The sequence below is a fragment of the Roseovarius tolerans genome, assembly GCF_028885395.1.
Lineage (GTDB): Bacteria > Pseudomonadota > Alphaproteobacteria > Rhodobacterales > Rhodobacteraceae > Roseovarius > Roseovarius tolerans.
Map to the genome: position 1 here is coordinate 2,983,248 of NZ_CP118494.1, position 25,436 is coordinate 3,008,683.

A 25,436-nucleotide genomic window follows, 5' to 3' on the forward strand; every position below is an offset into this window, starting at 1 on the left:
CGCTCCGGCGCAGAGGCTTATCAACTCAATAAGCACATGATTTCGAATGATAATCGGAGCGCGGCATGGAGGGTCTGAGCGAGCGCCAATACGCCGCCCGCGTCGGCCTCTCGCGCGGGGCGATCCAGAAGGCGAAGGCCGCCGGCCGCCTGGTGCTGCACGCCGATGGGAGCATCGATCCCGACGCCAGCGACGCGCGCCGGGCCGAGAGCACGGACCCGTCGAAAACCCGCAAGCCGCCCGCGCCGAAGCGCAAGCCCGTACCGGAGGCGGCTGTTTCGGCGGTGGGCGATACCCTCAAGGAACAGGGCCTGGCCGCGCCGGCCACGGGCGGCGGGACGACCTTCCTGCAGGCGAAGACGGCCAACGAGGTGCTGAAGGCGCAGGAGCGGCGCATCCGGCTGCAAAAGCTGAAAGGCGAGCTGATCGACCGCGCCCGCGCGCTGGCGCTGGTGTTCCGGCTGGCGCGGCAGGAGCGCGATGTCTGGGTCAACTGGCCCGCCCGGGTGGCCGCACTGATGGCGGCCGATGTGGGCGTGGAACCGGCCGCGATGCAGAAGGCTCTGGAGAAACATGTCCGATCCCAGCTCGACGACCTCGCCGAGATCCAGCCCGATCTCCGCTGAGGACGCGGACGCGCAGGCCTTCGACGGGGCGCAGGACATCCTGCGTGCCTGGGGCGCAGGGCTGCGGCCCGACCCGGACCTGACGGTATCCGAATGGGCCGACCGGCACCGCAAGCTGTCGTCGCGCGCCTCGGCCGAGCCCGGGCAGTATCGCACGGTGCGCACGCCTTACATGGGCGAGATCATGGACCGGCTGAGCCCCGGCGATCCCACGCAGCGGGTGGTGTTCATGAAGGCCGCGCAGGTCGGCGCGACCGAGGCCGGGAACAACTGGATCGGCTTTGCGATCCACCAGGCGCCGGGCCCGATGCTGGCGGTCCAGCCGACGGTGGAGTTAGCGAAACGCAACTCGCGCCAGCGGATCGATCCGCTGATCGACGAGAGCCCGGAACTGCGCGAGCGGGTGAAACCGGCGCGCTCGCGCGACGCGGGCAACACCATGCTGTCGAAGGAATTCGCGGGCGGCATCCTGATCATGACCGGGGCGAACTCGGCCGTTGGGCTGCGCTCGACCCCGGCGCGCTACATCTTTCTCGATGAGGTTGATGCCTATCCAGCATCGGCCGACGATGAAGGCGATCCCGTCACGCTGGCCGAAGCGCGGTCGCTGACATTCGCCCATCGCCGCAAGGTCTTCCTGGTCTCGACCCCGACAATCCGGGGACTGAGCAGGATTGAGCGCGAATATGACGCCAGCGACCAGCGGCGGTTCTTCGTGCCGTGCCCCCATTGCAGCCATGACCAATGGCTGAAGTTCGAGCGATTGCGCTGGCAGAAGGGCCGCCCGGAGACGGCTGAATATCACTGCGCGGGCTGCGACCAGCCCATCGCAGAGCACTACAAGACAGCAATGCTGGAGGCAGGTGAATGGCGCGCGACTGCCACGGCGGCAGATCCCGGCACCGTCGGCTATCACCTCTCGGCACTCTATTCGCCGATCGGCTGGCTGAGTTGGGAGCGGATCGTGCGGGCATGGGACGCGGCCCAAGGGTCGGACGAGGCGATCAAGGCGTTCCGCAACACGATCCTCGGCGAGACGTGGGTCGAAACCGGCGAAGCGCCCGATTGGCAGCGGCTCTATGATCGGCGCGAACGCTGGAAGCCGGGAATTGTCCCTGCAGGGGGGCTGTTCCTGACGGCAGGCGGCGACGTCCAGAAAGACCGGATCGAGGTCGATATCTGGGCATGGGGCCGAGGGCTGGAAAGCTGGCTCGTCGATCACATCGTCATCGAGGGCGGGCCGGACCGGCATGAGGCCTGGGGCGACTTGACGGCGCTGTTGAACCGGACATGGCCGCATGAACGTGGCGCGCATCTGAAGATCGCGCGGCTCGCCATTGACACCGGCTACGAGGCCCCAGCGGTTTATGGCTGGTCGCGGGCACAAGGGTTCGCGCAGGTGGCCCCCATGAAAGGCGTCGAAGGGTTCAATCGCGCGAGCCCGGTCTCCGGGCCCACCTATGTGGACGCGACCGAGGGCGGCAAGCGGCTGCGCCGGGGCGCGCGCCTCTGGACCGTGGCTGTTTCGACATTCAAGGCAGAGACCTATCGGTTCCTGCGGCTCGAACGGCCGACCGACGAGGAACGTGCGGAAGGGGCACAAAGCCAGCCTGGCACCGTGCACCTGCCACATTGGGTCGAGAATGAATGGCTGAAGCAGTTCGTCGCTGAGCAGCTGGTCACCGTGCGCACCAAGCGCGGCTTCGCCCGGCTGGAATGGCAGAAGCTTCGGGAACGTAACGAGGCGCTCGACTGCCGGGTCTATGCCCGCGCCGCCGCCTGGATCGCGGGCGCGGATCGGTGGACCGACGAGAAATGGCGCGACCTCGAGGATCAACTTGGGGTTGCCGATACCTCGGTGGATCCCGCGGGGCAGATCAATCGACAGGCGCAGGCGTCGCAGGGGAAACGGCGGTCTGACTGGCTTGGACGGCGTGGAGGATGGTTTTGATGGCAGATTGGACGGAAACCGAGCTTTCGGCGCTGCGGCGGGCCTATGCAAGCGGCACGACGCGCGTCAGCTATGACGGCAAATCCATCGATTACGGCTCTGCAGAGGATCTGCTGGCGCGCATTCGCACCATCGAGCGCGCCATCGCGGGCACGACCCGGCCATTGCCGGTCGCTGGTCTCGCGAGCTTCTCGCGCGGGGATCGCTGATGTCAGCCAACTGGTTTGACCATGCGATTGCCACGGTGGCCCCGCGCACTGCGGCACGGCGCGTACTCGCCAGGCAGGCGTTCGAAACCTTGACGCGTGGCTATGACGGTGCGGCCAAGGGGCGGCGCACCGACGGCTGGCGCGCGCCGGGCACCTCCGCTGACACCGAGGTTGGCGTGGCCGGGGCGCTTTTGCGGGATCGGATGCGAGATCTGGTCCGCAACAATCCGCACGCGGCCAAGGCCGTTGCGGTGCTGGTGAACAACATTGTCGGTGCGGGCATCATGCCGCGCGCCGCCAGCGGCAATGACAAGCTGGACCGCAAAGTCGATGCGCTCTTCGCACGGTGGTCAGATGCCGCCGATGCCGATGGTCAGCTCGACTTCTATGGACTGCAGACCCTGATCTGCCGCGAGATGGTCGAAGCAGGTGAGGTCCTTGTGCGTCGCAGGCTACGGCGATCCTCGGACGGTCTGCCGGTGCCGCTCCAATTGCAGGTGTTGGAGGCCGACTTCCTCGATGCCACGAAATCCGGCGCGCTCGGCGCGGGACGCCTGGTGCAGGGGATCGAGTTCGATCCGGTCGGAAAGCGTCGGGCCTACTGGCTCCATGCCGAGCATCCGGGTGACGCCTACGGCGCATTGCAGAATGGCCTGCAGAGCCGCCCTGTCCCGGCAACCGAGATTGCCCACATCTATGAAAAGCAGCGCACGCAGGCCCGGGGCGTTCCCTGGGGCGCGCCAGTGATCCGCAGTTTGCGTGATCTCGACGATTACGAAGTAGCCGAATTGGTCCGCAAGAAGACCGAGGCCTGCGTCACCGCAATCGTCTTCGGTGACGACGAGGCCCAGCAGGGCATCGCGCCTTCGGTGGTCGATGCCGACGGCAACCGGGTTGAGCAGTTCGAACCGGGCCTCATCGCCTATGCGCGCGGAGGCAAAGACATCCGTTTCAACCAGCCGTCGGCCACCGGCGGCTATGGCGAATACAAGCGGGCGAGCCTGCACACGATCTCGGCAGGGTTCCGGGTGCCCTATGAATTGCTGACGGGCGATTTGTCCCAGGTGAACTATTCCTCGATCCGCGCCGGGCTCGTCGAGTTCCGCCGCCAGATCGACGCCGTGCAGTGGCAGCTATTCATCCCGATGTTCTGTGCACCAGTCTGGCGCTGGTTCACCGAGGCCGCATGGGCGGCGGGCCAGATCCCGACGCCGGATGTACCGGTCGAATGGTCTCCACCGAAGTTCGAGGCCGTCGATCCGCAGAAGGACGCGATGGCGAACCTGCTGTCGATCCGCTCAGGCACCATGACGCTGGCCGAGGTGATCGCGAAACAGGGCCGCAATCCGGACGCCGTGCTGGCCGAAATCGCAGCTACAAACGCCAAACTCGATGCGCTCGGACTGGTGCTCGACAGCGATCCGCGACGAGTCACCAAGACCGGCAGCGCCCAAACAAGCGATCAGGCGAACGATCTCGTCGACGACGACCCAGCCAATGACCCGGCGAGCGATCCGGCCGACGTCTCCGAAACGGGTGTGGCGCAGCCTGACCCCGACCAACAGGACTGACACAAATGGACACGATGATCGAACTACCGGCCCTGCGCCGGTCGGCGGAGCTTGCGCCGAACTCAGCCGATACCGACGCCCGCACCGTCGAGGTGATCTGGTCAGCGGGGGCGCGCGTTCGCCGGTCGACCCTGTTCGGCGAGCCTTATGACGAAGAGCTCAGCCTCGATCCGACCCATGTGCGGCTGGATCGGCTTAATGCGGGCGCGCCGTTCCTGAAGGTGCATGAGATCGACACGCTCGACGCTGTGATTGGCTCGGTCGTGCCTGGTTCGGCGCGCATCGAAAACGGCCGGGGCGTTGCGCAGGTTCGGATTTCTGAGCGCGCCGATGTCGAACCGATCTGGCGCGACATTCAGGCGGGACACATCCGTGCGGTCTCCATCGGCTACCAGGTTCACCGCTTCGAGGTCTCCAAACCCGATGCTGCCCGCGAGCTTTGGCGCGCGGTGGACTGGACTCCCTTCGAGGTGTCCGCCGTGCCCGTTGGCGCCGACCCCGCCGCAGGCTTCCGCGCCCAATCCGACCTTGCAACTTGCGTCCTTCACCGCCGGGACGTCCCACCCACAAACACAGGAGCCATCCCGATGACGGACAAACCCAACGCCCCGGCCGCAGAGGCCACAGACCAACCCAGCGACACTGTCGCGACCGAGGACACCACCATGACTGAACCGAAGACGCCTGTGGCCGAGCCGAAGGTTGTCTCCAGCGAAACCCGCGCGCAGCCGAAGCCCGAGAATCCGAACATGCCCGTTGCACCTGATACCGAAGCTGTCGCGACCCGCGCACGCGAGGGCGAGCGGGATCGCGTGTCCACAATCTACGATCTGGCAGGTCGCCTGAACCTCGAGCGCAGTTTTGCCGAGGATCTGGTCAAACGCGGCACGGATATCGGTGAGGCCCGGCGTCTGATCCTCGATCAGGTGGCCTCGAAATCGGACGAGACCCGCACATTCAGCCAGGTGTCGATCCCGCTGGGTGGCCGCGATGAGGCGATTACCCGCCGCGATGCCGTCGCAAATGCGCTGCTGCACCGCTATAGCCCGACGCTCTTCACTCTGGAAGATGCCGCGCGCCAGTATCGTGGCATGACGCTACTGGAACTGGCCCGCGAAAGCCTCGGAAACGCGGGCGTGAACACGCGCGGCCTGTCGCGTGATGAGGTGGCGACCCGGGCCCTGCATTCGACGTCTGACTTCCCTGAAATCCTCTCCGCCGTCACCAACAAGACTCTTCGGCAGGCCTACGATGCCTATCCGCGCACCTTCATGCTGTTCTGCCGCCAAGTGCTCGCCACCGACTTCAAGGCGATGCATCGGGTCCAGCTCGGCGAAGCGCCGCAGCTGCTGGAGGTCGGTGAGAGCGGCGAGTTCAAGCGCGGCACGCTCGGTGAGAGCAAGGAGAGCTACAAGGTCAAGACCTATGGCCGGGTGGTCGCAATCACCCGCCAGACGCTGATCAATGATGATCTGGACGCCTTCACCCGCATCCCGGCGATGTACGGCAACTCCATCGCGCAGCTGGAATCGGACGTGGTCTGGGGCATCATCACCGCCAACCCAGCGATGGCCGACGGCAACGCGCTGTTCCACACCACCCACAAGAACCTCGCAGGCACAGGTGCGGCGCTTGCCGTCGAGGCGGTTGGAGCGGCCCGCGCCGCCATGGCCAAGCAGACGGGGCTCGACAAGAAGACGGTGCTGAATGTGCGGCCCGCCTTCCTGATCGTGCCTGCCTCGCTGGAACTGAAGGCAGAGCAGATGGTTGCCCAAAACCTAGTGCCCGCAGCGACGTCCAACGTCGTGCCACAGTCGATCCGCACGCTCGCGCCCATCAGCGAGCCCCGGCTTGATGCGGTCAGCGAGACCGCCTGGTACCTGGCGGCCAGTCCGAACCAGATCGACACCATCGAGTACGCCTATCTCGAGGGTCAGCAGGGCGCGTACATCGAGACGCGCAACGGCTTCGATGTCGATGGCGTCGAGATCAAGTGCCGCCTCGACTTCGGCGCCAAGGCCATCGACTGGCGCGGCCTGTACAAGAACCCGGGCGCATAAACCGGGCCATCGCTGAAATCTCACCTCTGACGGGCGGTCCAATCGGGCCGCTCGTTCCCGTTTGCAAAGGATCCCGCAATGAAGAACTACGTCCAGCTCGGCAACACCATCACCCTGACCGCGCCCTATGCCGTGACCTCCGGTGACGGCCTGCTCGTCGGCTCCATCTTCGGCGTTGCCGCAGGTGATGCCGCCAATGCCGAAACGGTCGAGGCCGCGCTCGTCGGCATCTTCGATCTGAAAAAGGTCGCATCCCAGGCCTGGTCCGCTGGTGACAAGGTCTATTGGGACAACACCAACAAGGAAGCCACCAAGACCGCCACGGCGAACACGCTGATCGGCGCGGCCGTCGAGGCGGTGGCGAGCGGCGCGGGCGACCTGATCGGCCGGGTGCGCCTGAACGCGAGCTTCTGATGACGGCATTTACCGCCGTCGTTGATGCGCTGTTCGCGGATCCCAACATCGGACGAGAGGCGGTCTACACCTCCGACGGCGGCGCGCCCGTTCTGGTGCACGTCGTCTCCCGGCAGGCTGATGCAATCAGTGACTTCGGGGACGCCCGGCTCTGGTCGGAAACGACCCGGGTCGACCTGCGAGTCGCGGAGGTTCCGGCCCCGCGTCCAGGTGACCGCTTGGAAATGGACGGCGATGCCTTCCTCATTCAGGGCGAGCCCGTCCGCGACCGCGAGCGGCTGGTCTGGACCGTGGATCTGAGGCCCGCGTGAAGCTCAAACTCGACATCGATCCGGATATTGTGGCCATGATGGCAGCCGAGGTGGCGGCGGGCGAACGCGCAGTGACGGCCGCCATGCGCGAGGCCGGGAGCGGGCTCAAGACTGCCTGGCGCACGCAGATCACAGGCGCGGGACTCGGACGGCGGCTCGCCAACTCGATCCGCAACCAGAACTTCCCGAGGTCGGGTGAAAGCCTCGACGCCGCGGCTCTGGTCTGGTCCAAGGCACCGGTGATCGTGGGAGCTCACGACACCGGCCCGCTGATCCGCTCGAAGGATGGGTTCTGGCTGGCAATCCCGCTGCCCGCTGCTGGAAAATCAACACGTGGTGGTCGGGTCACCCCGGCCGAATGGGAACGACGGCGCGGTCTGCGTCTGCGCTTCGTCTATCGCCGGACAGGTCCGAGCCTGCTGGTGGCGGAGGGGCGGCTGAACACGAAGGGCCAGGCAGTGGTGTCGCGTTCCAAGACCGGGCGTGGAAAGATCACCGCGCCGATCTTCCTGCTGGTGCCGCAGGTGAAGCTGCCAAAGCGGCTGAACCTCGACCGGGATACAGAGCGGGCGCTCGATGCCGTACCGGGGCTGATCGTGGCGAACTGGGTCGAGGGTCGGCGATGATTGGTGACAACGATGCTGAGAGTTCTCAGCGCTTTACGATTGCCCACGTCATCGGTGAGCCCTATCGGCGTCCGAGCTTGCCGAATTCGCTGTCCAGCAACGCGCGGATTTTTTTCGATGCGCCGCGCAGGGCTGCGTCTACATTCGCATCACTGTGGGTGACGGTCTGCGGCTGCATTCCCTCGGGACGTGCTTCGATGGTGCAGTGAATGTCGTCAGCCCCGCCCTTGGCGCCGTTCACATCGGCCAAGTGCACCTCGATGCGCGATAGACGATCAGTCAGATGCCCTAGCGCCGATGTGACAACCGTTTCAGCAACTTCGGCCAGGCGGTCATCGCCTTGGATATTGGCATCGGTGTTAAATTGAAACTGCATGTAGGTTCTCCTGTGTGTGATCACCTACCATGAGAAACCATGAAGATGACTGATCCAGCACAAGTCCCCCTGCACGATCAGTAATAACGCCTGCGTCTTGATAACGCGGGCGAGGATTCGAGGCCACCGACAATGCCCACCCCTCGCGAAACCATCCTCACCGCGCTGCATGCGCGGCTCTCGGTACTGCCCGCCACCGCCTTGCGCGGCGATGTGCTGCCAGAACGCGTGCCTGCCGTTGGCCTGCTGATTCTGCGCGACGGTGAGCCGGGGGACCCGGAAGTAACGCTGTCGCCGCTGCGCTACCACTACCAGCACAGAGCCGAGATTGAGGCGGTTGTGCAGGGCATCGACCGTGACGCCGCCTTCGACACCCTGACCGCCAGCATTGGCGCGGCAATTGCCACCGACCGCACACTTGGTGGCCTTTGCGATTGGGTCGAAGCGGAAGCGCCGCGCCCGGTCGATCTGCCGGTCGAGGGCGCGGCCAGCCTGAAGGCCGCTGTGATCCAGGTGGTGCTGCACTATTCAACGGCCGATCCACTCAGCTGATTCCGACAATTCAAGGAGAGAAACATGGCACGAGCCCAAGGGGCGCGGGCGCAGATGGCGCTTGCGTTCGAGACCACTTATGGAACGCCCCCCGTCGGCGGCTTCACCAAGATGCCCTTCGCCAGCACCTCGCTGGGGGCGGAGCAGCCACTGCTCAATTCGGAACTGCTGGGTTACGGCCGTGATCCGCTGGCGCCGATCAAGGATGCGGTGACGGCGGACGGCGATGTGGTCGTGCCGCTTGATGCGGAAGCCTTCGGGTTCTGGCTGAAGGCGGGTTTTGGCGACCCGACCACGACTGGCACCGGCCCCTGGACGCATGAATTCCAGTCTGGGTCCTGGACGCTGCCCAGCATGTCCATCGAGACCGGCATGCCCGAGGTGCCGCGCTATGCGATGTATTCCGGCTGCGTGCTCGACCAGATTAACTGGCAAATGCAGCGATCTGGCCTGCTGACCGCAACTGCCCGGCTGGTGGCACAGGGCGAGACCGTGGGCACGACGACCAGCGCCGGGACGCCCGCCGCGTTGGAACTGAAGCGCTTCGGCCATTTCAACGGAGCCATCACCCGCAACGGCTCTGCCCTCGGCAACGTCGTCTCGGCCGACATCACCTACGCCAACAATCTCGACCGGATCGAAACCATCCGCTCGGACGGCCGTATCGACGGCGCGGACCCGTCCATTGCGGCTCTGACCGGCTCCATCGAGGTGCGGTTCGCCGATCAGACGCTGGTGACACAGGCGATCAATGGCGATCCCTGCGAGCTGGAGTTTGCCTATGTGCTGCCCTCTGGCGAGAGTTTTACCTTCACCGTCCACGCTGTCTATCTGCCGCGCCCCCGGATCGAGATTTCCGGACCGCAGGGCGTGCAGGCCACCTTCGACTGGCAGGCCGCCCGCGACAGCACGCTCGGCCGGATGTGCACCGCAACCCTGATCAACGACATCGAGGTATACTGATGCTGACTCTCGATCTTACAAACACGCCGCGCTGGCATGATCTCGTGCCAGGTGTGCGGGCGGAGCTGCGCCCACTGACCACGGCCCTGATGGTTGGAACGCGGAGCGATCCGGCCGTCGAGGCGGTCCCGGTAGACGCTTCCGACGAGGAACGCGCCGTTGCCTTTGCCAAGGCCCTCGCGCGTCGGGCAGTTCTCACTTGGGAGGGCATCGGCGACGCAGACGGCAATCCCATCGACCCCAGTCCCGAGGCCGTCGATGCGCTTCTCGACATCTGGCCAATCTTCGAGGCATTCCAATTGACATACGTTTCCAAAGGCCTGCTGCTGGACCAGGAAAAAAACGTCTCCGCGTCCTCGCCGAGTGGTCCTTCGGCAGGGGCGAGCGCTACTGCGAAGCGTGCGAAGCGACCTGCGAAACCTGCCCGGCGCGGATGAACCGACCTACCACCTTTGAAGGCTTGCAGGTCTGGGACCTGATCGGTCGCCTCGGCGGCCAACTTCGCGTGCTGCCGGGCGCGGTGATCGGCTGGGACATGTCGGCGGCGCTGGCGCTCGGTAACGCGCTCGGCGTGCCGCCTGCCGCAGCAGCCGAACTTCTGCCCGTCGTCGAGGCGGTGATGGTCGCGAAGCTCAACGAACAGATGGATCATTCCAATGGCTGAAAAGCGCGTTTCTGTCCGACTTGCCGCAGTCGGCGGCCGACAGGTGCGTGCCGAGCTGGAAGGCGTCGGCGAAGCCGGGGCGCGCGGCTTCGGCCGCCTTAGCCGGGAGATGGAAGCGGCCAATACACGGCTCGCGGCGTTTTCCCGCCGTGTCACAGTGGCCGCCGCTGCCGCCGTGGCCGCCGCCGCTGCTGCTGGCGTGGCGATGGTCCGATCCGGGCTGCAGACCGTCGACGCGCAGGCCAAACTGGCTCAGTCTCTCGGGACCACGGTCGCCTCGATCCAGACGTTGGAGCGGGCGGGTGAGTTGGCGGGCGTCTCCATCTCCGGCATCGAACAGGCGACAAAGGATCTGACACGCCGCCTCAGCCAGGCGGCCGCCGGGAGTGGCCCCGCTGCCGACGCGCTGGACCGGCTTGGGCTGTCTGCAACAGACCTGATCGCGCTGCCGCTGGATCAACGGGTGGGGGCGATCAACGCCGCCATCGAAAGCTTCGTGCCTGCTGCAGAACGCGCCGCCGTGGCGGGCCAGCTGTTCGGCGAGGAAGGCTCCATCGCGATGTCGCGGATCGACACCGCAACATTGCGCCAGGCGACAGAGGATGTTCTGGCCTTCGGCGTCGTCGTGTCGGAGCAGGATGCCGACCAGATCGAGCGGACAAACGACGCGATCTCGCGGCTCGGCCTGATCTGGCGCGGGCTGTCGAACCAGCTGGCGGTCGCTGCGGCACCCGCGCTGGAAGCGGTCGCGAATGCCATGGCGGCCGTGGCCAGCCGCACCGGGCCACTCGGCATCGCGATCCGAGGCCTTTTCGACAACATCGGCCGTCTGACCACCTATGCCGCCACGTTTGTGGCTTTTCTTGCAGGGCGTTGGGTCGCCGGTATGGCAGCCGCAGCGCTGTCGGTCCGTGGGCTCGCGACCGCGCTGGTCTTGCTGCGCGGCGCACTGATCCGCACCGGCATCGGGGCGCTGATCGTTGGCGCAGGCGAGCTTGTTTATCAGTTCACCCGCCTCGTGTCGGCCGCGGGCGGTTTCGGAGAAGCAATGTCGCTCCTGAATGACCTCGCGGTCGAGGTCTGGGAGCGGATCAAGATGGGTGCCGCTGCGGCGGGCGCTGCAGCCACTGCGATGTTTTTCGACCTAAAGGCCGATGCCGCCTCCGGAATGCAGAGCGCCATCGAGAGCGTCGTGGCCTTTGGCAACACGGCTGCGAACACATTCGAGGGGGCCTATGAGGCGATCAAGGCGATTTGGGGACTGCTGCCAGCCGCCATCGGCGATCTGGCGTTTCAGGCGGCGAACAGCCTGATCGACGGTGTTGAGGCGATGCTGAACGGCGTGGTCTCGCGGATCAACGACTTCATTGGCGGCATAAACCAGGGGCTCGAAGCCCTCGGGTCGGAGCGCCGCATCTCGCTGGTCCCCGACCTCGACCTCGGCGAGATCGAGAACCGGTTTGAGGGTGCCGCGACGGCCGCGACCACCGCCGCACAGACTGCCTTCGACCGCGCTTTTGAGGATAACCCGCTTTCCGCACCCGATCTCGGGCTCACCGCGGCGGCCAATACTGCGCTTGCCACGGCCAACACATATCGTGGCGCGGCCCGCGATCTCGCCGAGGGGGCACGTGCGCCGCTCGCCAGTTGGCAGGCGCTGCGTGATGCGGTGCGGGGCAGCGATGACGATGGCGCGGACGCGCTGACCGAAGCCACCGACGCGGCGGCGCGGTTCGAGACAGCCCTTGGCGATGCCGGACAGGCGGCCACGAGTGCGGGCGCAGCGGCCGGGGCTGCAGCGGCCGCCGCCGAACCCAATAGCGAAGCCGCCGTCACCGGCTGGCAGGCGGTCACCGCAGCACTTTCCGACTATGCCAGCAAGGCCCGCGATATCAGCGGTGATATCGGCCAGGCGCTGGTTGGTGCATTTCAGTCGGCAGAGAACGCGGTCGGAGACTTCGTGAAGACCGGCAAGCTGGATTTCCGCGATCTGGTTACCTCGCTGTTGGCCGATCTCGCCAAGCTGGCGGCACGTCGATTTATCCTCGGGCCCATCGCCAATGCACTCTCCGGCGCGCTTGGGGGTGCCGGCGGGATTTTCGCGAACATCTTGCATGCAGGCGGCATGGTAGGTGCCTCCGCACCAGGCCGGATGGTCCCGGCGATGGCGTTCGCGGATGCGCCCCGGATGCACTCCGGCGGCGTTGCAGGGCTCCGCCACGACGAGGTGCCTGCAATCCTGCAGCGGGGCGAGCGGGTGCTGTCGCGGCGTGAAGCACAGAGCTACGGCGGCGGTGGGGTCAATGTCACCATCATGGCCCGCGACGCCGAAAGCTTCCGACAATCGCGCACGCAGGTCGCGGCCGACATCGCCCGCGCCGTATCGCTCGGGCGGAGGGGCATGTGATGGCGTTTCACGAGGTCCGGTTTCCCGACAACATCAGCCGGGGCGCCCGTGGCGGGCCCGAACGGCGGACGCAGATCGTCGAGCTCTCCTCGGGCGATGAGGAGCGGAACGCCAGCTGGGCAAACTCGCGCCGCCGCTACGACGTCGCCTATGGCATCCGCCGCGCCGACGATCTGGCGGCCGTGGTTGCCTTTTTCGAGGCGCGCAACGGTCGGCTACATGGGTTCCGCTTCAAGGACTGGGGCGACCACAAGTCCTGCCTGCCTTCGGGCACGCCATCGCCGACGGATCAGTCGATTGGCACCGGCGATGGCACGACGACCGTCTTCCAGTTGGTGAAGCGCTACACCTCCGGGGCGCAGTCCTGGACACGAACTATCGCTAAGCCTGTGACCGCAACCGTTCGCATCGCGCTCGGTGGGGTGGAGCAGCCCTCCGGTTGGTCCGTCGACACCATGACCGGCGTGGTCACCTTCAGCGCCGCGCCGGGCTCCGGCGTCGCGATCACCGCAGGCTTCGAGTTCGACGTGCCGGTCCGTTTCGACACCGACGTGCTCGACGTGACGCTCGACCTCGAACGGCTCGGCTCGATCACCTCCATACCATTGCTGGAACTCCGTCGATGAAAAGCATCACCCCCAATCTGCAAGCGCATCTGGACGACGGGACAACAACGCTATCCTGGTGCTGGCGCATCCTTCGCGCCGACGGCGCGAGTTTTGGCTTCACCGATCACGACCGGACGCTGACGTTCGACGGCACGAACTTCGAGCCGGAAAGCGGGCTGACGGCTTCAGAGGTGCGCTCTGGCTCCGACCTGTCGGTCGATGCACAGGACGCAGAGGGCGTGCTGACCTCCGACCGGATCACCGAGACCGATATCCTCGACGGCCGCTGGGACAACGCCGAGGTCGAGGTCTGGCGGGTAAACTGGGCCGAGACCAGCCAGCGCGTCCTGATGCGGCGCGGGGCCATCGGCCAGATCCGGCGCGGGCGGCTGGCCTTCGTGGCCGAGGTTCGGTCATTGGCTCACGTGCTTGGGCAGACGGTGGGACGGACCTTCCAGGCGACCTGCGATGCCGCACTCGGCGACGCCCGTTGCGGCATCGATCTGGAGAACTCCGCGTTCAGGGGCACGGGTGGCGTCATTGATTTCCTGCGCGACCGGGCCTTCACCGCCTCGGGGCTGGGCGCATTCACCTCTGGCTGGTTCACCTTCGGCACGCTCGAATGGACCGGTGGCGCAAATGCCGGTCGGCGCGCCGAGATCATCGCACATGACCTGACTGACGGCATCGCAGTGCTGACACTGCTCGAAGCTCCGGTACGATCCATCGCCGAAGGTGACGCCTTCATTGTCCGCGCGGGGTGCGACAAGCGCCTGGAGACATGCGGCGCGAAGTTCTCAAATACCGTCAACTTTCGTGGCTTCCCGCACATCCCCGGCCAGGACGCGGTTCTCCGCTATGCCACCAAGGATGGTGGGCACGAGGGGGCGGTGCTTTGAATGCTGCCAAATCACAGCGCGTTATCAAGGTAGCGCGGTCCTGGCTAGGCACGCCGTATCACGACCAGGCCAGCCTCCGGGGCGTTGGCTGCGACTGTCTTGGGCTGGCCCGCGGCGTCTGGCGTGAAGTCGTCGGGCCAGAGCCGTTCCCGATCCCGGCCTACAGCCGCGACTGGGGCGAGACCGGGCCGCGCGAGGTTCTGGCCGAGGGCGCGCGACGCATGATGATCGAGGTGGAACCGGCAGAGGCCGGTCCCGGCGCGCTGGTCCTCTTCCGCATGCAGCCCCGCGCCATTGCAAAGCATGTCGGGATCCTCACCGGCCCCGACAGCTTCCTCCACGCCTATGAGCGCCTCGGCGTAATCGAGGAACTGCTCACCCCATCCTGGAGGCGGCGCATCGCCTTCGCCTTCCTGTTCCCCAAACGCTGAGACTCCCACATGGCCACCCTCGTTCTCGGTGCCGCTGGCGCTGCCATTGGCGGCAGCATTGGCGGCGCGATCCTCGGCGTCAGCGCCGCCACCATCGGTGGCTTCATCGGCTCCACCATCGGCTCGGTCGTCGACAGCTGGATCATTTCGTCACTGGCACCAACCCAGCGGATCGAAGGCGCGCGGCTGGACAATCTGCGCATCACCTCGGCCACCGAAGGCGCGGTGATCCCGCGCCTCTATGGCCGCATGCGGATTGGTGGCAACATTGTCTGGGCAACCGATTTCCGCGAGGAGACCAAGACCACCACGCAGGGTGGTGGCAAGGGCGGTGGGGGTGGCGGCAAGGTCAAGACCACCGAGTATCTGTACTATGCCAGCTTCGCCGTGGCGCTCTGCGAGGGTCCGATCACCGGCATCGGACGCATCTGGGCCGACGGCAAGTTGCTGGACACCGTCGGGATCACCTGGCGCTGGTATCCGGGCGATGAGAGCCAGGCGGCGGATCCGTTCATTTCGGTGAAGATGGGCGGGGCCAACACGCCCGCCTATCGCGGCACGGCCTATGTCGTTTTCGAGGACCTGCCGCTGGGGAACTATGGCAACCGCATCCCGCAGCTGAGTTTTGAGGTCTTCCGCCCGCTCGCCGATCCGGACACCGCGGAGGGTCTGACGCAGGCGGTGACAATGATCCCGGCCTCGGGCGAGTTCGCCTACGCGACGCAGGCGATCCGCAAGACCGATGGCGGCACGACGCAGGCAGAGAACCTGAACGCGCTGCCCGACTCCACCGACATGATGGTGGCGCTGGACCGGCTGCAGGCCATGGCGCCGAAGGTCGAGAGCGTATCGCTGGTCGTGGCCTGGTTCGGCGACGATCTGCGGGCAGGCAATTGCAAGGTGCGGCCGGGCGTCGAGGTGTCGGCCAAGTCGACGACGCCCCTCAGCTGGTCGGTCAACGGCGTCAGCCGCGCCGGTGCCTTCCTCGTCAGCCGCGATGATCAAGATCGCCCGGTCTATGGCGGCACGCCGTCCGACTTCGCCGTCGTACAGGCCATCCAGGAGATGAAGGCGCGCGGGCTGCGCGTGACCTTCTACCCGTTTATCCTGATGGACGTGCCGCCCGGGAACACGCTGCCGAATCCGTATTCCGACAACGCCGCCGAGACAGGCCAGCCCGCGTTTCCATGGCGGGGGCGGATTACATGTTCACCTGAGGCGGGGTATGCCGGGACGGTGGACATGACCGGCACGGCCGCCACGCAAGTCACGGCGCTGTTCGGTTCGGCCACGCCCGCGAGCTTCAGCGTCTCAGGTCAGTCTGTTTCGTGGACCGGGCCATCTGGCGACTGGGGTCTGCGCCGCATGGTGCTGCACTATGCCCATCTCTGCGCAGCGGCGGGCGGGGTCGATGCCTTTCTGATTGGCACCGAGATGCCGGGCCTGACGACGATCCGCTCGGGCGCGTCCACATATCCGGCGGTGCAGGCATATCGGGATCTGTTGGCCGATGTCCGCTCCATCCTCGGATCGGGTGTGAGCCTTGGCTATGCCGCCGACTGGTCGGAATACTTTGGACACCAGCCGGGCGATGGCAGCGGCGATGTGTTCTTCCACCTCGATCCGCTCTGGGCCGATCCGGAGATCGATTTCGTCGGTATCGACAACTACATGCCGCTCTCCGACTGGCGCGATGGCTTCGAGCATGCGGATGCGGCCGAGGGCTGGCCCGCCATATACGACCGCGCCTATCTGCAGGGGAACATTACGGGCGGGGAAGGATTCGACTGGTTCTATGCCAGCGCCGCCGACCGCTCAGCGCAGGTCCGAACGCCGATCACGGATGGTACTGCCAGCAAGCCATGGGTCTTCCGCTACAAGGATCTGCGCGCCTGGTGGTCGAACGCGCACTACAACCGCCCGGGCGGTGTGGAGAGCGGGACATCCACGGCATGGGTGCCGCAATCCAAGCCGATCTGGTTCACCGAACTTGGCTGCCCGGCCATCGACCGGGGCACAAACCAGCCAAACGTCTTCTTCGATCCGAAGTCATCGGAGAGCTTCACGCCGCACTTCTCGCGCGGTTGGCGGGACGATGCGATCCAGCGGGCCTATCTGGAGGCGACCTTTCTCTGGTGGGGCGAGGCCGCGAACAATCCGGTTTCCGGCATCTACGGCGACCGGATGGTGCACGTTCCCGAATGCGCCGCCTGGACCTGGGACGCGCGGCCTTATCCGTTCTTCCCGGCGCTGACCGACGTCTGGACAGACGGGGCAAACTGGCGACTCGGCCACTGGCTGACAGGGCGGCTTGGCGCGGTGTCGCTGGCGGCGCTCGTTCGCCTCCTCTGCCTGCGGGCGGGCTTGCCAGAGAACCTGATCGACGTATCGGGGCTCTGGGGGGCGGTTGAGGGCTATGCGATTGGTGCGCTAGAAAGCCCGCGCGCCTCGATTACCACGTTGTCGCGCCATTTCGGTTTCGACGCGGTCGAGACCGAGGGGGTGATCCGGTTTGTCATGCGCGGGCGCGCAGCGGTGGCCAGTGTGACACACGACGATCTGGTGGCCGCTCGCGACGGCGACGTTCTGGAACTGACCCGCGCGCAGGAAACCGAACTGCCGCAGGCGCTCAAATGGCAGGTTGCACGGGCTGACGAGGATTATGACGCCGCCCTCGTCGAGGCGCGCCGGATCACCGTGGATACGACCCGGATCGCCTCGGAGAGCTTTCCCATGGCGGTCCCGCCTGAGGAAGCTGAACGGCGCTGCCGCCGCGCGCTGATGGAAGCCTGGACCGGGCGGGAAACGGCTGCATTCCTCCTGCCGCCCTCGCGGCTGGCATTGGATCCGGCGGACGTCGTGACGCTGGAACATGACGGGCGGCACATCCCGTTGCGGCTCGTCTCCATCGCGGATGCCGAGGCACGCGGGATCGAAGCGGTCCGTCAGGATCGGGAAGCCCACGACCTTCCGCCCGGATCGCCAAGACCGTCCTCACTCTCGAAGGCCGTGGTGTTCGGCGCACCCGAGGCAGTGTTGCTGGATCTGCCACAACTGACCGAGGATCAGCCTGCGCATCGGCCGCTCATCGCTGGCCATGCCGTTCCCTGGCCGGGGGAGATGGCGGTGTTTCGCAGTCCGTCGACGGACGGGTTTGAGCCACTGACGACGTTCGGCAGCCGTGCCCGGATCGGCACGCTGGTCTCGAATTTCTATGCAGGCCCCACCTCGCGGTTCGATCTCGGCAATGCACTCGTCATCGATCTACTGACTGGTACGTTCGAAAGTGTCACCGACCTGACGCTGCTCGGCGGGGCCAATGCAATCGCCGTCGAGAGTGCCACCGGCATCTGGGAAATCGTGCAGGCAGGCACGGCAGACCTGATCGCGCCGGGCCGCTATCAACTGACGCGGCTGCTGCGAGGTCAGCGCGGCACGGAAGCGGCCATGACCAATCCAGCTCATGCAGGCGCTCGGGTGGTAGTGCTCGACGAAGCTCTGGCATCACTACCAATCGCCGAGGCCGATCTCGGGCTTCCCTGGAACTGGCGCGTCGGTCCCGCAAGCCGGTCTGTCAGCGACGAGACCTATGTCGCCGCCTCCTTCACACCGGTTGGCGTGGGTCTGCGGCCGTTCTCTGTCGCCCATGTCCAGCAGCCGTGGCGTCGCCCCCGCACGCCCGGTGATCTGACCATCCGCTGGACGCGCCGGTCCCGAGCGCTTTCTGCCGACAGCTGGGGCGCAGTTGAGGTGCCTCTAACCGAGGAACTGGAAGCCTACGAGGTCGAGATCCTCGATGGCAGCACGGTGAAGCGGGTGCTGAGTGCGCCCACAACAAGCGCAATCTACACAGCCGCCCAGCAAACCACCGATTGGGGCGCGCCGTTCGGGCCCGGCGACACTCTGACAGTCCGCATCTCCCAGCTCTCCGCCCTGATCGGGCGGGGTGCGGCCAAAACCGTCACGCTCACATTCTGAAGGCTATCTCATGTCCGATGCCACGACCAAACTGCTGCTGCCCTACATTCTGGCGGCGCAGGCCCAGAAGCATGTTACCCACAACGAGTCATTGCGGCTCCTCGACGGGCTCGTGCAGCTCTCCGTTCTCGATCGCGACCTGACCGCGCCGCCCGGCAGCCCTGCCGAAGGCGACCGCCATATCGTGGCGAGCGGCGGGACCAGTGACTGGACGGGGTGGGACCTGAACGTGGCGCTGTTCACGGATGGGACCTGGCTGCGCCTGCCGCCCCGGGCGGGCTGGCGTGCATGGGTTGAGAACGAGGGGCTGCTGCTGGTCTACGATGGCGCGGGTTGGATTGGCACCACGCCGACAGATCTGCAGAACCTTGCGCTGCTCGGACTCGGGACGACAGCCGATGCCGCCAACCCGTTCTCTGCCAAGTTGAACGCGGCGCTCTGGACCGCCAAGACCGTGGCCGAAGGCGGGACCGGCGATCTGTTCTACACCATGAACAAGGAAGCGGCGGGCGACGATCTAGGTCTGACGCTGCAGAGCGGTTTTGTGACAAAGGCGCTCGTCGGTCTCTTCGGCTCCGACAGTTTCCGCCTCGCGGTTTCGGCCGACGGCAGCACCTTCTTCGACGGTCTGATCGTGGACAACGCCACCGGCATCGTCGAGCAGCCGCAACTGCCGCGCTTCAAGGCTTACACGAACTACGACAACTACGTGGGCGTTGGAGCCTGGACAAAGATCGGCCTGAACAACACCGATTATAACGATCAGGGGGCCTTCGACGCTGGAACCAGCCTCTTCACCGCTCCTGTGGACGGGACCTACCTGTTCGGCGCAACGCTGCTCTACAAGATCAACGCCAGCGCCACGGCCCGCATGCGCGGTCGGCTCGTGCTGAACGGTGCCACGGAAATCCGGGGTTCCATCGGCGAGATCTCCGCCACTCACGTCACGCTCGCCACCGCGATCTGGCTGCAGACCATGGTGCCGCTGACTGCGGGCGATACCGTTGAGCTGCAGGGGTATTTCCGGGTCGCGGACGGCTACTTCGCCGCCGATCACACGTCCTTCTGGGGCTGCAAGGTCGGTTGAGTGGCGGGAGGATGATCCGATGACACCACCGCGATATGAGGGCTTCGTGCGCATGCCCGATGCAGAGTTCGAAGCGATGTTGGCACGCGCTGCCGAGAAAGGCGCCAAGCGGGCGCTCGCAGATGTCGGCCTCGATGGTGAAGAAGCGGCGCTCGATATCCGTGATCTGCGATCGCTGCTCGACTGCATCCGGCTAGTGCGCCGCACGGCCATGCAGACCGCCGTCCGCATGATCACCACCGGTGTGATGCTGGCGCTGCTGGCCGGGATCGCGCTCAAACTCAAGATCTTCGGCGGCGGTCCGTAGACGCCCATCGCGACAACTCACGCACCACCCTGAACCCGCCCATTTGGCGGGTTTTTTCGTTTTTGGAGGACATCATGACCACGACCTTTTATGATCATTGGCGCGACCTGCCAAAAAGTGCCTGGCGCTGGCCCAACTTCAGCCCGGCCGAGATTGCCTGCCGGGGCACCGGCAAGCTGCTGATCAACGAGCTCGCGCTTGACAGACTGCAGGCGCTGCGTGACCGTCTGGGTAAGCCGCTGATCGTCCGCTCTGCCTATCGCAGCCCGGAGCATAACCGCGCGGTGGGTGGGGCACCGCGATCGAAGCACATGGACGGCGCGGCCTTCGACATCGCAATGTCGAACCACGATCCCGTGGCATTCGAGGCAGCGGCACGCGCGGTCGGGTACCTCGGATTCGGCTTCTATCCGCGCTCGGGTTTCATCCATGTTGATCTCGGCCCGGCGCGCCAATGGGGCGAGCGCTTCCCGGTCCGGGCGACCGTATTCGCCGAGGACACGCCGCCCGCGCGCGAGGTGTTGGCCGACAGTCGCACAATGAAGGGCGGCGGGGCGGCCGGGGTTGCGACGCTGGGCGCGGCGGGGGTCGAAGTCGCACAGAGCGTCCTGTCCGAGACCCAGTCCGCCGTCCTGCCACTGGTGCCATATCTGGACACGTTGCGCTGGGTGTTCATCGCCGTGGCGCTCGGAGGGATCGCGGTCACCATCTATGCCCGCCTCGATGATTGGAAACGGGGGCAGAGATGATCGCCGGCATTCTCGGCGGGATCGTTGCCACCCCACCGGCGCGGGCCGCTTTGCGCTATGGAGCTATGGTTGTCGCCATCGTCCTGTTCCTGCTTTCGATCCGCCGTTCCGGCGAGCGCGTTGGTCGCTTGGCGGAACGCCTTGAAACCAGGGAGAAGACCAATGAAATCCAACGCCGGATGCTGGAGGCGGCGGTTCGCCGTCCTCGTGATCGTGGCGAGCTGGTTGACCGGCTGCGCGACGGCGGGTTTTGAAGCGAACGGTTTGGCGGCATGTCCGCCGGTCGTGGAATACAGTAGGGAAATTCGGAACCGCGCGACGGAGGAACTCGCTCTTCTGCCGGACGGATCGGCCGTCGTCGAGATGATGGGCGATTACGCGGTCATGCGAGATCAGGCGCGGGCCTGCAGTTGGTCGGCACCATAAGGCTTCCTACGCGTGGAAAGGAAAATTCCAAATAGCAATCCCACGCCGACAAACCAAGTTTCTGAATTTATATCATGGTGTTGTCGTTGACGTGCCTGACGGCGAACGTGGTATTGGGAGCTTCGGATTCGAATGCATAACCACCCTATTTGGTTGGCTCAGCAGCGTCTTTTTCGCTCAGACCCGACTCCCAATCCGCATAGGTTGATCCGTCGGGCAGCTTCCAAAGAATTCGGCCGTTCGCGCTTGCTCCGATCACTGCTGCAGCGGCGGCTGAAACCGATGAAAAGCTGTAGTTGCTGGTAAAGAGGAGAAATTTCCCGTCTTCACGCAACACGCCCTTTTCAAGCAGGGTGGAGCGCAAAGTCGTGGTTCCTCTGGGGATTGTGGATGTAGTTCGAAGCCGCGCTTTTGACCCCGCTTGAACAATGAAATCCCCGGACGGGCCGACCACCATTTCTGCCGAAAAGCCTTCGCCACGGAAAAAGAATTTTGCGCTTGCGATCGGCTCAGGCTGCAGCATGTCCTGTTCTAGCGGTATCATTTGCGGTGCCCGCCCACGCATCTCGCGAAACACATCCCAGCCGAGAGCGCCGACCAGTGTTTTCGTCTGATCAACAAATTCGTCCATGGCCGCGCGATCAGGAAGCGGTAACTTCCCAGCATCGTTGGACGGCATTCTAGTATTGGGCAGGGTCCAGCGAGGATTGCTCCCAGCGCTACGGATCAAGCATGCTTCCACGTAGCGCGCATGGCTTTTGGTAAGGTTCTCATCTTTGCTTATCAGGACAACCGTGTCTGTCCAAAAACCTTTAGCATCTCGCCCGCTTTCATTGGAGTTGTGAGTGGATAGCCTACCACCGATACCTTCAGACTCACCGATATAGGCGAGTTGCTGATCCGCCTGATTGTCATCGGAGCCAATCAAGATATAGACGCCTGGCCGCTCAATCTCGGGAAAAGCCTCGCGAACCCGGCGCAGCTGGTTGCGGCGGAAGGCGATTGCCTGGATCGTAGACATCGAGATTTGCGCTACCCGAATGCCGTTCGGATCGCCGTCGAGGAGGAAGATGTTGATCGAGCGGGGTTTCATCACGCTGCACGACCGACTATATCCATCAACTTTGCATAATCAGTGACGACCTCGTATTTCACCTTATCTTGTGAAATTTTCTGACTGATTTCATCAAAGAATTTTCTGGCGCACTCGATTTTGGTCTTCTCTATCTCGCGCAATTTCATCGTTGACATCGAACCTTTGGTTTCAGCCACGAAATAAATATGTTTCACGCCCCCATCCTTGAAAGAGATCGCCCAATCTGGGTTGTAATCTCCAACTGGCGTTGGAATGAGGAAACCACGAGGAAGCTTGGCGTATACGACCACTTCTGAGCTGGTTTCCAACTCTGCCACGAAACGCTTTTCGACATCAGAATCGGTTACAACATAATCGTAGACGTGGTTCTTCAGCTTGGCGCTTGCGCGCGAGAAATCTTGACCGCTCTGATTGGCGGTGAAGATATCGACGTCGTAGCAGTCAGCGACCTCGTCATAGCTCAGACGCTCGATAATCATCGTCGCCTTCTGCTCGGCAATAATCCGCGATGCCTCTGCGATAAAGTGCTCTGGATTCTGCTGAAACTGAGCGAAGATACTAGCCTCTAAGCCTGAAAGGATTGAGGCAGTCGACTGACGCGTGAGCTGGGAATTCTCTGCGATCTTGCCAACCAAGTCATATTTCACTCGTGAGTACACCGAGCCACCATGTTGGGTGGAAGTCGCGGTCACCTCGAAACCGTCGCCAGCCTTCAACTGGTCGTCGGTAATCCCTTCCGTCTGAACGCCTGCTTGAACGGTATACTGAAGTGGTGTTACGCGTAGCTGGCTGTCGAGGGCGCTGACACATTTTCGAACTAACTCAGCTGAGTTGAAGTCCACGCGATAGACTGCTTTCCGATTGATCCGGGACCAGAGCTCCTGGAATTCCTTCTTCTCGAAGTTGGCATTGAGCGGGTTCGTCTTTGGTTTTCGCCCGTCGTCGACTTTAGGCAGCTGTGCATCGCTGAACACACTGTCAATGAGCTGGAATATCTGCTCGGCATGCGGCTTAAGTTCATCTGGCAACTCGACCAGCGTGCCTGCTTCTTTTGCCTTGTGGTAGTCTTCAGAAATTTGATCAGCGTCGTCCGTGTAATCATTCTTGACGAGATATCTGTAGACCTGCTTCGCCATTGCAGGCGTGATTTCAATAGGGCCCGCATCGGTGGTGATGGTCTTGCCTGCAAAGTAGGCTTCGGTGGCCTGCCGGGGCCGTGAGGACAAAGTCTCCGAAATTTCCTTCTGCAGCCCGCCCACGAAGTCCTTGTAGCTTTCGCTCGCGACCACCGTAAGAACATTAATGTCATGAACCGCCGCCGGGTGGTCCATTCTGTCACCGTGCTGGTTTACGGATAGCCGCAAACCCCGACCCACTTCTTGGCGCCGAGAGATCGTATTGTCGCTATGCTTCAACATGCACATGACAAAGACATTGGGGTTGTCCCACCCCTCCCGCAGCGCAGAGTGAGAGAAAATGAAACGAACTTCTCTTTTTGCCCGTTGATCAGCGCTGTCGGTTGGACCGGGAAGGCTTAGCAAGCTCTCCTTGTCCTTCAGGATGAGATCATAAGCGTCGACATCATCTGAATCGACGGCCCGCGCACCGACTGCGGGATCCTTCAACTGTTTGGTTTTCTTGTCGATTGAGAAATAGCCGTTGTGAGTCTTCGTCACATCAATTGCTGCGAGATACTTTCGGTACGCCTCGTTGTCGATTGCCAGCTCTGAAAGATACTCTTCCTTCAACAGCTCGTATTCCTCTTCAAAGACACGGGCGTACTCTCCATTTTCGTCCGGCTGACCGTAGTCACGGTACTTAACCACCTCATCGATGAAAAATAGCGAAAGGACCTTGATCCCTTGAGCGAAGAGCTGCTTTTCCTTGTCGAAATGCGCTTTGATCGTCTCGCGGATCTGGATCCGCCGGATGTCGCGCTCTGACACGTCACCTGTGGCCTCGCCAGCCGTAAGCACCTCGCCGTTGGTGAATTGCACCGTGTCGTGGTTGTAGTCGATCTGAGAGATCGTGAAGCCTTTGTACTGATCCAGCTCCCCGGAAAGCGTGAACAGGTCGTCGCGAAATTCCAGCCGCCGAAGTTGCCGTTTGATTTCGCCGGATTTCAGCTTCACTTCCATTTCGATCCGGGCGACCGGCGCCTTCTTCGAGATGTCGATCCCCTCGAGGTAAAGGTAGGCATTGGTTCCGGCCAGACCGCGCGTTTGGATTCCACGTACGGCGATCTTCTTCACGAGCTTCTGGTTGTAGGCATCCAAGGCGTCCAAGCGATGGATCCGGTTGTGCTGTGTCCTGTGGGTGGCTGAATAACGAAGGACCATGAGTGGCTTGAACTTTGGCAACGCTTCCATCGTCGCGTTACCCTGCATTTTTTGCGGCTCGTCCAGGATCAGGATCGGCCGGTTGCTGGCGATCACGTCGATGGGGCGGCGAGACTGGAAGTCGTCGAGCTCGTCGTAGATGCGACGGTTATCCGCACCACGGGCAGCAAAGGCCTGAATATTGATGACCATCACGTTGATGCCAGCGTCCGACGAGAAGCTTTCCAGCTCGTGCAGACGCTTGGAATTATAGATGAAGAACCTTGCCTTCTTGCCGTAGCTTTCCGTGAAGTGGTCAGCCGTGATCTGAAGCGATTTGTAGACGCCTTCGCGGATCGCAATGCTGGGCACCATTATGATGAACTTCGACCAGCCGAAGCGCTTGTTCATCTCGAAGATGGTCTTGATGTAGCAATAGGTCTTGCCGGTCCCGGTTTCCATCTCGACGTCGAGGTGGTAGCGGCTCGCGGCCAGCGCGTCGCGGGTGTAGGTCGTTGGCGCCGGTGTTCGCTCGCCACGCCCGTTGACGGCGGTGAAGTCTGTGAGGCTTTGGCTGAACGGCAGGTTCTGGCGGTGCTGCACATCTTGGATGTTTGCCAGAACTTGTGCCTCACTCAGCGCTATGTCGGCGTTCTTGAAGCCTTCCTCGAACGCGCTGGTCTGTGCCTTGCGGCCGGGGTCGATCCGATAGTTGACGCCACTGGCCATTGGCTGACCGGCGAAACAGTCCACGACGGAGTCGACGGCATTGGTTTGATAGGGCTGGACCTTGAACTTCAGTTTCAT

At 63.9% G+C, this 25,436-nt stretch carries 24 protein-coding genes; 21 read left to right on the plus strand and 3 right to left on the minus strand.

Translation table 11 applies throughout. The annotated features are described in order from the left end of the window. The first annotated feature begins 65 nt into the window (after positions 1 to 65). The 8 genes from PVU19_RS14755 to PVU19_RS14790 all read left to right on the plus strand — a co-directional run bounded on the left by PVU19_RS14755 (position 66) and on the right by PVU19_RS14790 (position 7,768). A complete protein-coding gene (locus PVU19_RS14755; RefSeq protein ID WP_050663604.1) occupies positions 66 to 626 on the plus strand; it encodes a hypothetical protein in 561 nt (186 codons plus the stop codon). Continuing rightward, positions 574 to 2,577: a phage terminase large subunit family protein gene (locus PVU19_RS14760; RefSeq protein WP_200901870.1), complete on the plus strand. Its 2,004-nt coding sequence runs from the start codon at positions 574 to 576 to the stop codon at positions 2,575 to 2,577. The genes PVU19_RS14755 and PVU19_RS14760 overlap by 53 nt, the downstream gene beginning before the upstream one ends. Further along, entirely contained in the window at positions 2,577 to 2,786 is a 210-nt protein-coding gene (locus tag PVU19_RS14765; protein ID WP_050663605.1) for a phage head-tail joining protein, read from the plus strand. The genes PVU19_RS14760 and PVU19_RS14765 overlap by 1 nt, the downstream gene beginning before the upstream one ends. Then, positions 2,786 to 4,357 (plus strand): phage portal protein, encoded by a 1,572-nt coding sequence (locus tag PVU19_RS14770; protein ID WP_050663606.1) that lies wholly within the window; start codon positions 2,786 to 2,788, stop codon positions 4,355 to 4,357. Before PVU19_RS14765 ends, PVU19_RS14770 begins: the two co-directional genes overlap by 1 nt. A 5-nt stretch (positions 4,358 to 4,362) precedes the next feature. Next, the gene (locus PVU19_RS14775) at positions 4,363 to 6,417 is read left to right on the plus strand and encodes a prohead protease/major capsid protein fusion protein (protein WP_050663607.1); all 2,055 of its coding nucleotides are present in this window, start codon (positions 4,363 to 4,365) and stop codon (positions 6,415 to 6,417) included. 78 nt (positions 6,418 to 6,495) lie between these two features. Further along, positions 6,496 to 6,831, plus strand: coding sequence for a DUF2190 family protein (locus PVU19_RS14780; protein WP_050663608.1), 336 nt, complete (start codon positions 6,496 to 6,498; stop codon positions 6,829 to 6,831). After that, the gene (locus PVU19_RS14785) at positions 6,831 to 7,142 is read left to right on the plus strand and encodes a head-tail joining protein (RefSeq protein WP_050663609.1); all 312 of its coding nucleotides are present in this window, start codon (positions 6,831 to 6,833) and stop codon (positions 7,140 to 7,142) included. The genes PVU19_RS14780 and PVU19_RS14785 overlap by 1 nt, the downstream gene beginning before the upstream one ends. Next, positions 7,139 to 7,768, plus strand: coding sequence for a DUF6441 family protein (locus PVU19_RS14790; protein ID WP_050663610.1), 630 nt, complete (start codon positions 7,139 to 7,141; stop codon positions 7,766 to 7,768). The genes PVU19_RS14785 and PVU19_RS14790 overlap by 4 nt, the downstream gene beginning before the upstream one ends. Positions 7,769 to 7,829: 61 nt before the next feature. Here the strand turns inward: PVU19_RS14790 and PVU19_RS14795 are convergent, their stop codons facing one another. Beyond that, entirely contained in the window at positions 7,830 to 8,144 is a 315-nt protein-coding gene (locus PVU19_RS14795) for a hypothetical protein (RefSeq protein ID WP_050663611.1), read from the minus strand. A 132-nt stretch (positions 8,145 to 8,276) separates the two neighbouring features. On the opposite strand from PVU19_RS14795, the gene PVU19_RS14800 reads away from it, so the two are divergent. The 13 genes from PVU19_RS14800 (at position 8,277) to PVU19_RS14860 (ending at position 21,043) form a co-directional block, all read left to right on the plus strand. After that, a complete protein-coding gene (locus PVU19_RS14800; protein ID WP_050663612.1) occupies positions 8,277 to 8,696 on the plus strand; it encodes a hypothetical protein in 420 nt (139 codons plus the stop codon). Between the two features lie 24 nt (positions 8,697 to 8,720). Next, the gene (locus PVU19_RS14805) at positions 8,721 to 9,659 is read left to right on the plus strand and encodes a phage tail tube protein (RefSeq protein WP_050663613.1); all 939 of its coding nucleotides are present in this window, start codon (positions 8,721 to 8,723) and stop codon (positions 9,657 to 9,659) included. Further along, a complete protein-coding gene (locus PVU19_RS14810; RefSeq protein ID WP_050663614.1) occupies positions 9,659 to 10,096 on the plus strand; it encodes a hypothetical protein in 438 nt (145 codons plus the stop codon). Before PVU19_RS14805 ends, PVU19_RS14810 begins: the two co-directional genes overlap by 1 nt. Continuing rightward, positions 10,093 to 10,323, plus strand: coding sequence for a DUF7697 family protein (locus PVU19_RS14815; RefSeq protein WP_050663615.1), 231 nt, complete (start codon positions 10,093 to 10,095; stop codon positions 10,321 to 10,323). Before PVU19_RS14810 ends, PVU19_RS14815 begins: the two co-directional genes overlap by 4 nt. Beyond that, a complete protein-coding gene (locus tag PVU19_RS14820; RefSeq protein ID WP_050663616.1) occupies positions 10,316 to 12,730 on the plus strand; it encodes a phage tail tape measure C-terminal domain-containing protein in 2,415 nt (804 codons plus the stop codon). Before PVU19_RS14815 ends, PVU19_RS14820 begins: the two co-directional genes overlap by 8 nt. Then, the gene (locus PVU19_RS14825) at positions 12,730 to 13,356 is read left to right on the plus strand and encodes a DUF2460 domain-containing protein (protein ID WP_050663617.1); all 627 of its coding nucleotides are present in this window, start codon (positions 12,730 to 12,732) and stop codon (positions 13,354 to 13,356) included. Before PVU19_RS14820 ends, PVU19_RS14825 begins: the two co-directional genes overlap by 1 nt. Beyond that, the gene (locus tag PVU19_RS14830) at positions 13,353 to 14,237 is read left to right on the plus strand and encodes a DUF2163 domain-containing protein (RefSeq protein WP_050663618.1); all 885 of its coding nucleotides are present in this window, start codon (positions 13,353 to 13,355) and stop codon (positions 14,235 to 14,237) included. Before PVU19_RS14825 ends, PVU19_RS14830 begins: the two co-directional genes overlap by 4 nt. Further along, a complete protein-coding gene (locus tag PVU19_RS14835; protein ID WP_050663619.1) occupies positions 14,234 to 14,668 on the plus strand; it encodes an NlpC/P60 family protein in 435 nt (144 codons plus the stop codon). The genes PVU19_RS14830 and PVU19_RS14835 overlap by 4 nt, the downstream gene beginning before the upstream one ends. Positions 14,669 to 14,677: 9 nt before the next feature. Continuing rightward, positions 14,678 to 18,646 (plus strand): baseplate multidomain protein megatron, encoded by a 3,969-nt coding sequence (locus PVU19_RS14840; protein ID WP_050663620.1) that lies wholly within the window; start codon positions 14,678 to 14,680, stop codon positions 18,644 to 18,646. Positions 18,647 to 18,656: 10 nt separating this feature from the next. Further along, entirely contained in the window at positions 18,657 to 19,733 is a 1,077-nt protein-coding gene (locus PVU19_RS14845) for a DUF2793 domain-containing protein (protein WP_050663621.1), read from the plus strand. A gap of 19 nt (positions 19,734 to 19,752) precedes the next feature. Then, complete coding sequence (locus PVU19_RS14850) at positions 19,753 to 20,040, plus strand: DUF6127 family protein (RefSeq protein ID WP_050663622.1); 288 nt, start codon at positions 19,753 to 19,755, stop codon at positions 20,038 to 20,040. A 74-nt stretch (positions 20,041 to 20,114) separates the two neighbouring features. Next, complete coding sequence (locus tag PVU19_RS14855) at positions 20,115 to 20,789, plus strand: YcbK family protein (protein ID WP_050663629.1); 675 nt, start codon at positions 20,115 to 20,117, stop codon at positions 20,787 to 20,789. Continuing rightward, a complete protein-coding gene (locus PVU19_RS14860; protein WP_050663623.1) occupies positions 20,786 to 21,043 on the plus strand; it encodes a hypothetical protein in 258 nt (85 codons plus the stop codon). The genes PVU19_RS14855 and PVU19_RS14860 overlap by 4 nt, the downstream gene beginning before the upstream one ends. Before the next feature lie 317 nt (positions 21,044 to 21,360). Here the strand turns inward: PVU19_RS14860 and PVU19_RS14870 are convergent, their stop codons facing one another. Both PVU19_RS14870 and PVU19_RS14875 read right to left on the minus strand, forming a co-directional pair. Continuing rightward, positions 21,361 to 22,308, minus strand: a complete 948-nt coding sequence (locus tag PVU19_RS14870) for a GIY-YIG nuclease family protein (protein WP_050663624.1) — start codon at positions 22,306 to 22,308, stop codon at positions 21,361 to 21,363. Next, complete coding sequence (locus tag PVU19_RS14875) at positions 22,308 to 25,436, minus strand: type III restriction-modification system endonuclease (RefSeq protein WP_050663625.1); 3,129 nt, start codon at positions 25,434 to 25,436, stop codon at positions 22,308 to 22,310. Before PVU19_RS14875 ends, PVU19_RS14870 begins: the two co-directional genes overlap by 1 nt.